6 protein-coding genes and 1 rRNA gene are annotated in these 6,255 nt (G+C 45.6%); 2 read left to right on the top strand and 5 right to left on the bottom strand.

All coding sequences use genetic code 11. The features are described 5' to 3' along the window. The first annotated feature begins 174 nt into the window (after positions 1-174). Positions 175-717 carry a matrixin family metalloprotease gene (locus tag JDF658_RS09405; RefSeq protein WP_079907375.1) on the top strand — a complete coding sequence of 181 codons (543 nt, stop codon included), beginning with the start codon at positions 175-177 and terminating at the stop codon, positions 715-717. 30 nt (positions 718-747) lie between these two features. Further along, positions 748-1,287, top strand: a complete 540-nt coding sequence (locus JDF658_RS09400) for a hypothetical protein (protein ID WP_079907374.1) — start codon at positions 748-750, stop codon at positions 1,285-1,287. Between the two features lie 127 nt (positions 1,288-1,414). On the opposite strand, the gene JDF658_RS09395 is transcribed toward JDF658_RS09400, so the two are convergent. From JDF658_RS09395 to rrf, 5 genes are all read right to left on the bottom strand, one after another. Further along, positions 1,415-3,874, bottom strand: a complete 2,460-nt coding sequence (locus tag JDF658_RS09395) for an ATP-dependent Clp protease ATP-binding subunit (RefSeq protein WP_079907372.1) — start codon at positions 3,872-3,874, stop codon at positions 1,415-1,417. A gap of 25 nt (positions 3,875-3,899) precedes the next feature. Then, on the bottom strand, positions 3,900-4,976 hold the full coding sequence (locus JDF658_RS09390; protein WP_078666453.1) for a protein arginine kinase: 1,077 nt from the start codon (positions 4,974-4,976) through the stop codon (positions 3,900-3,902). A gap of 1 nt (position 4,977) precedes the next feature. After that, the gene (locus JDF658_RS09385) at positions 4,978-5,472 is read right to left on the bottom strand and encodes a UvrB/UvrC motif-containing protein (RefSeq protein ID WP_078666454.1); all 495 of its coding nucleotides are present in this window, start codon (positions 5,470-5,472) and stop codon (positions 4,978-4,980) included. After that, positions 5,462-5,950 carry a CtsR family transcriptional regulator gene (locus JDF658_RS09380; RefSeq protein WP_079907371.1) on the bottom strand — a complete coding sequence of 163 codons (489 nt, stop codon included), beginning with the start codon at positions 5,948-5,950 and terminating at the stop codon, positions 5,462-5,464. Before JDF658_RS09380 ends, JDF658_RS09385 begins: the two co-directional genes overlap by 11 nt. A 207-nt stretch (positions 5,951-6,157) precedes the next feature. Beyond that, positions 6,158-6,255 (bottom strand): 5S ribosomal RNA (gene rrf, locus JDF658_RS09375); the annotation flags it as partial.

The following is a 6,255-nucleotide window of genomic DNA, read 5'->3' as shown; positions in this document are numbered from 1 at the left end:
CCTTAATTACATATAATTACATAAATGTCATATATACCATAATGCGTAATGACCAAAACATAGTTGACTACCATTCATAAAATTAATGCAACGCTACTGATAAAATTTGGTTGTTTTTTTAATCTACAATATGTTCGGGGCGTCCTAAAACCTTTATATAAAGGAGTTGAAAAAATGAGAAAAATTGCAATTTTAATTTTAATGTTTATGCTTATTTTTACTACTTCCATACCTGCCTTTGCTTACAAACTAGCTGGTTGGAAATGGCGTGATCCAAAATCAATAACTTATTCCTTTCATTCCAGCGCAACAAACAACATGCGTACTGCTGCCAATAATGCCGCGAATGAGTGGATAAAAGCCTCTACTAAAATTAGTATGACTTATGACAGTTCCGGTAATGGTAAAGTTATAATAATGGGTGCAAATGATGGCCCTACTACTGTCGATGGTTATTTTAAGCCGACTTATGAATTCCTTAGCACCACTTATATTAAAGGTGGCACAATAAGAATAAACACTTATTATAGTGAAAAATACTCGTCCACAACTTATCAAGCACTATTAGGTCACGAACAAGGACATGTATTTGGTCTTGGAGACGAACCCAACGAAAGCTATCGTTGTTTAATGATTCCTGCTACCAAGGTTAGAGCTTATTACACTTATATCCCTCGCTCAGATGACATTAATGGAATTAATGCAATTTATCAGTAATTACTATTATTAGATAATGGGGTGTTACTTATGACCAAAAAATACCTTATAATTTGTGCTGCTAGCTTGTTTGCCTTAATTACACTGTTTAAAGGCTACAAATATTTAAATGAACCAAGCCTAATAAATTTAAAAGCCAGCTATGCCTACATCCTTAGTGACGCAGAAGCAGCAAAAAAAGCTAAACATATTGTAGTAGGAAAAGTCAATAAAGTCCAGGGCTATGATTTATCAGGATTTATGCCCAAAACATTTTTCGAAGTACAAGTAGTTGAAAATCTTAAAGGCAACCTAGGTGATAAATTTATCTTCAGACAAGATGGAGCTATCGACGAAAAAAATAACGAAAAAATTATCATTGAAAATTATGATTTATTATCTCCTGGTCAAACATATCTTTTCTTTTTAGACAAAGTACCCGATAAAAATAATACTTACTGGTCTATCAACGGGCCTTTTTCTGTCTACCAAATAGATGGTGATATGGCTAAAAACAATACTAGTCCCGTTCGAAGCCAGAAATTAATTGAGCTAAAAAAAATAATCGAAACCCATAAAGTTCAGCCTTAACAAAGTATAAATCTTGTAGAAGGGGGGTTACAAACCCCCGTACTACCACTTCGTTTAGCATGTGGAGATGACCCCATGCCGGGCGCACAAACACAGCCGGCGGTAATTAACCACCGGCTGTAATTCTTTAAGCCTTTTTCCTGAAGGTCAGCCTGCCGTCTTCCGCATCTACGATAACGGTATCCCCTAAGGCAAAGGTCCCTTTCAGCAGTTCTTCCGACAACGGGTCTTCCACCATACGCTGGATAGCCCGGCGCAAGGGCCTTGCCCCAAAGGCAGGATCATAGCCCTTCTTCACCAGCACTTCTTTGGCTGCCGGTGTCACTTCAACCTGTACGCCGAAGTCCTGCAAGCGCTTGTTCAAGGCAGCCAGCATCAAATCTACGATTTGCTGGATATGTTGTTCCTCCAGCGGGTGGAAAACGATAATTTCATCAATTCGGTTCAGGAACTCCGGCCGGAAAGTGTGCTTCAACTGGTCCATCAGCTTATCCTTCATTTTCTCATAAGCATCTCGCTTATCTTCAGCTTCTCCGGCTTTAAAGCCCAGGGAGGCTTCCTTCTTGATCAGGTTGGCTCCCACATTGGAGGTCATGATTACCACCGTGTTGCGGAAGTCTACCGTCCGCCCTTTACCGTCGGTGAGGCGGCCATCTTCCAGCACCTGTAACAGGACATTGAATACATCGGGATGGGCTTTTTCCATTTCATCCAGCAATACCACTGAGTAGGGCTTACGTCGTACCGCTTCAGTCAGCTGGCCTCCTTCATCATAACCCACATATCCGGGAGGGGCCCCCACCAGCCGGGCCACGGTGTGCTTTTCCATATATTCGGACATATCCAGGCGGATCATGGCATCTTCATCCCCGAACAGGGCCTCTGCCAGGGCTTTGGCCAGCTCCGTCTTACCGACACCGGTGGGGCCCAGGAAGATGAAGGAACCGATAGGTCGCTTGGGATCCTTTAGCCCGGCTCTTGCCCGCCGGATGGCCCTGGCCACTGCTGACACCGCCTCTTCCTGACCGATTACCCGTTGATGCAGAATTTCCTCCATTTTCAACAGGCGATCACTTTCTTCCTCAGCCAGTTTCTTCACCGGAATGCCGGTCCAGCTGGCTACGATATGAGCGATTTCATCAGCTGTTACGGTAGCCCCTTCGCCCTGATTCCGTTGCCGCTGCCAGTTCTGTTTCAAATCCTCCAGTTCCTGGCGCAACTGCTGTTCCTTATCCCGCAGTTCAGCAGCTTTTTCAAACTCCTGGGCCAACACCGCCGCTTCTTTTTCCTTGCGGATATTTTCCAGTTCCTGTTCCTTATCTTTCAAATCCGGCGGTGCAATATAGGTCTGCAACCTAACCCGGGAAGCAGCCTCATCGATCAGGTCGATAGCCTTATCGGGCAGGAAACGGTCAGTAATATAGCGGTCGGACAGCTTGACTGCTGCCTCCAGAGCTTCATCGGAGATTTTTACCCGATGGTGAGCTTCATAGCGATCCCGCAAGCCCTTCAGGATTTCCAGGGCTTCTTCAACCGTAGGTTCATTGACCATAATGGGCTGGAAGCGACGTTCCAGAGCCGGATCCTTTTCTATATGCTTTCGATATTCGTCCAGAGTTGTCGCACCAATGCACTGCAGCTCGCCCCGGGCCAACGCCGGTTTAAGGATATTGGCTGCATCGATAGCTCCCTCTGCCGCACCGGCTCCAATTAATGTATGCAGTTCATCAATGAAGAGGATAATATTACCGGCCTGCCGGATTTCCTCCATCACTTTCTTCAGCCGTTCTTCGAACTCACCCCGATACTTGGAGCCAGCCACCACTGAAGATAAGTCCAGAGTTACTACTCGTTTATCTGCCAGAGTTTCCGGCACCTTGCCTTCTATAATCCGCTGGGCCAGACCTTCAGCAATTGCTGTCTTACCAACCCCCGGTTCACCGATTAACACCGGATTGTTTTTTGTGCGTCGGCTCAGGACCTGCACAACCCGCTCAATTTCCTTTTCTCTGCCCACAACCGGGTCAATTTTGCCATCCCGGGCCAGAGCTGTCAAATCCCGGCCGAATTCATCCAGGGTAGGGGTCTTAACATTTTTGCCGCCAGCCGCTTTGCCTTTACCATTTCCCGCCTTGACTCCAGGAGCAGCTCCATGGCCACTTAAAAGCAACAATACCTGTTCTCTTACTTTTTGCAAGTCAGCACCCATACTCTGTAATACCTGGGCTGCTACTCCTTCTCCCTCTTTGATTAATCCCAGTAAAATATGTTCTGTACCAATGTAGTTATGACCCAGGTTACGCGCTTCCTCAAAGGCTAATTCCAGCACCTTTTTGGCACGAGGAGTTAAGGCTATCGCTCCATGAGCTGGCCCTTCTCCCCGTCCTGTCAACTCTTCTACTTCTTTCCTCACTTGTTCTAAACTAATACCCATTGCTTCCAAAGCTCTGGCTGCAATTCCTTCTCCTTCACGAATCAGGCCTAAAAGCAATTGTTCAGTGCCAACATAGTTAACATTTAGACGCCTTGCTTCTTCCTGAGCCAGCAACAATACCTTTTGTGCCCTTTCAGTAAACCTGTTAAACATCTTTAACCACCTCCATTTAATCCTTTTAATCTTTCACTTCACACAGTTTTAGTCTTTCCCTGATCAGTTTGGCCCGGCGAACATCTCGCTCCATCGGGGATAATTCTTTCCCGGCCAGTTTTTGCAAATAAGCCGGACGCATTAGTACCATCAGCTCATTCAAAACAGTAGATTCCACTCCCTGTAACAAGCCCAGATCCACACCCAGGCGCACATTGGATAACAAGTTAATGGCCTCCTGGGAGGTAATCATCTGGGCATATCTTAGTATGCCATAGCTGCGCCAGATTTTATCACTGAGCTGTTCGCCCCATTCTTGGCGCAATCTTTCCCGGGCTTGCCGTTCCTGCTGGATAATCTGTTTAACTACCGCCAGCAGGTTGTTAATAATTTCTTCTTCACTGCGCCCCAGAGTAATCTGGTTAGAAATCTGGAATATGTTTCCGGCTGCTTCTGTTCCTTCACCGTAGAGGCCCCGGACCGTCAGCCCAAACTGGCCAATAGCATTGACCAAACCGCCAATTTGTTTTGTCAGTACCAGACCGGGCAAGTGCATCATCACTGATGCCCTTAAGCCAGTACCGACATTGGTCGGACAGGCAGTCAAATAGCCTCTTTTTTCATCATAGGCTATATCCAGAGTCTGTTCCAGCCCGTCATCCAATTTATTAGCCAACTCCCAGGCTTCAGTGACTTTCAAACCTGGTAGCAAAACTTGCAAGCGCAGATGATCCTCTTCATTAACCATAATGCTTATGGTTTCATCATCACTGAGGACGACAGCCCCAAAACGGCTTTTGGTGGCGTGCTGGGGACTGATTAAATGTTTTTCCACCAGGATTTCCCGTTCATTCGGAGACAATTCATCCAGACGGGTAAACTCAAGTTTTGGCCATTTCTTTTCATTATTCATTTTTTCTACCGCCAGTCTGACACCAGCTAAAACTTTATTTCCATCTTCCTCCTGCATCCGATGCGGAAAAGGAGTACCTTCCAGGTTACGGGCCAACCGAACCCGGGAACTGAGGACTATATCCCCTTCCGGACCTTTACCATTCATCCAGCGACTTAACGCATTATTAATGATATCCCTGAGGGACATATTATTTCACCTCCCGCTGTTCTAGTTCCCTAATTTGATCTCGCAACTTAGCTGCTTTTTCAAACTCTTCACGAGCCACTGCTTGCTGCAGTTCCTGACGTAACTTCTCAATTTCGCGCTTAATTTTCAAACTACCACCCCGTCGAGCTGGTACCTTGCCTGTATGCCGGGGGGCCCCATGAATTTGGCGCACCACATTATCCACCTGGTGGCTAAAAGCCTCATAGCACTGACTGCAACCAAAAAGCCCTCCCTGAGCAAATTCAGCGTAAGTCATGCCACAATTGGGGCACTGGTGGCCAGTCTCACTCCTTTTCGGAACTGTTAATTCCTTGAAAACTCCTCCGAGCAAATTGAAGAAATCTGTTTGCCCAAATTTAAACTCCCCCAGTTCACTGGCACACTGCTGACATAAATTCAGTTCAGTCTTTTCACCATTGATTATTTTCGTAACATGTACGGTAGCCGGTTTAGCATGACAACGTTCACAGATCATCATCATAACCCCCTTTGGTCACATGTTTTATTAATCCCAGCAATGCAGCTTTTAATAACCGTGCTCGCCACATATCGCGCTCCGGTAAACGCATATCCAGAGTTTGCCGATCAAGGATGCTGAGCAAGATAGCCATTTCTCTGGTATTTATTATTCCGTCGTTGGCAAGACGATAAATAATATCCTCCGCCTGGCGCTGGCTAATCTGCGATCCTACAAAGTGGTCAAGCTCAGTAAGCAGCTTATTTTCCTCAGGCAACTGTATTCTCAAGATTCGTATATATCCACCACCGCCCCGGCGGCTTTCTACGATAAATCCTCGCTCCCTCGTAAACCGGGTACTGATTACATAATTGATTTGCGAAGGCACACAATTAAATCTGGCTGCCAGTTCATTGCGCTGTAATTCAACCGCTCCTCCAGCTGCTGCAAGTTTCTCCATGATATATTGCTCAATATAATCACTAAGAGAACTCATACTATCACCTCCACCTCTAGTATGCCCCGCTATCTTGATTTTACTTTGACTTTCTTTGACTTTCAATTTGTAAAATTATCCTTTAATACAATTCATGCAACAATATCCCTCTCATTTGCTATATTTCTCATTATTTCTTTGTTTTTCATTTTTTATTGTCACAAATAAAATACCCACCAAGCATTTCTGCTTGATGGGTTAGTTCGTGTCCGGCAGCGACCTACTCTCCCAGGACCCTGCGGTCCAAGTACCATCGGCGCTGGTGGGCTTAACTGCCGTGTTCGGTATGGGTACGGGTGTTGCCC

The sequence above is a fragment of the Carboxydocella sp. JDF658 genome (genome assembly GCF_002049395.1).
In the GTDB taxonomy this organism is placed as follows: Bacteria; Bacillota.
Note: the sequence above shows the minus strand (reverse complement) of the source record. Positions and strands in the feature narration are given on the sequence as shown.